We start from the raw sequence: 1,165 nt of genomic DNA, 5'->3' as shown, positions 1-1,165 counted from the left end.
AGATCAGTCTGTGGGTCGATGTGTGCGGTGGTGGTGGGGGAGAAGACTGGTAGTCATGATCACAGTTGAGAGTTTGTCGAAGAGGTACGGGCGGTTTCAGGCCGTCGAGGATGTGTCGTTCAGGGTTCCTGATGCGGCGGTGACTGGTTTTCTGGGGCCGAATGGGTCGGGCAAGTCGACCACGATGCGGTGCGTGTTGGGGTTGGATCGGCTCAGTGAGGGCCGGGCCCTGTTCGATGGGCAGGGTTTTGCTCAGGTGGTGGATAAGCCGGCGGTGGCCGGGGCGTTGTTGGAGGCGAGCTGGTTCACCCCGGGGCGCAGTGGCCGGTCGCACCTCAAGGTGTTGGCCCGGGGTGCGGGTATCTCGGATGCGCGGGTGGATAAGTGTCTGCAGTTGGTGGGGTTGGGTTCTGCCGGTGATAAGCGGGTGGGGGGTTATTCGTTGGGGATGAAGCAGCGTCTTGGTTTGGCGGGTGCGTTGTTGGGGGATCCGTCGCATCTGATTCTGGATGAGCCGGTCAATGGGTTGGATCCGGAGGGGGTGAGTTGGATGCGTCGGACGATTCGGGCGTTGGCTGCTGAGGGTCGTGCGGTGTTGGTGTCGTCGCATCTGCTCTCGGAGATGCAGCAGACTGCGGATCGGTTGGTGGTGATTGGTAAGGGTCGGATGATTGGTGAGTATTCGATGGAGGAGTTCCTTGCCGGTGGTGCTCGGGTGGTGGTGGAGACTGTTGATGTTCGTAGTGGTCAGGTGTTGTCCACGGCGTTGGGGAATGCGGGTTTCACTGCCGGGTATGCCGTGGGTGAGGCTGATGGTGCCGGTGCTGGTGCTGGTGCTGGGGAGGTGTCGGGGTCGCAGTTGACGGTGGATGTTCCGGATGGTGTCTCTGATGAGGTTGTGCGTCGGGCTGTGGCTGAGGCTGCGTTTCTGCGGGGGTGTTGGTGACTGGTTTGCGTGCGGATAGTGAGGATCTGGAGTCGCGTTTTCTGGCTGCTACTGCTGATGTGCAGGAGTACCGCACTGAATCCACGGATGCTGTTGTCGTCCCGACTGTAGGAAAGTAGGAGGAGAAATCATGACTAGTCTGCTTTATGCCCTTCGTTCTGAGATCACGAAGTTGTTCAGTATGCGGTCGACGGTGGTGTACGCGATCCTGCTGACCGG

1 pseudogene is annotated in these 1,165 nt (G+C 60.0%); it reads left to right on the top strand.

The features are described from left to right. Nucleotides 1-55: 55 nt before the first annotated feature. Nucleotides 56-1,065, top strand: a pseudogene (locus tag BJF89_RS11405) (ABC transporter ATP-binding protein). The last annotated feature ends 100 nt before the right edge of the window (nt 1,066-1,165 follow it).

Source organism: Corynebacterium sp. CNJ-954, from assembly GCF_001942345.1.
Lineage (GTDB): Bacteria > Actinomycetota > Actinomycetes > Mycobacteriales > Mycobacteriaceae > Corynebacterium.
The sequence above is the reverse complement of the archived record's forward strand: the minus strand, read 5'-3'. Positions and strand labels throughout refer to the sequence as shown.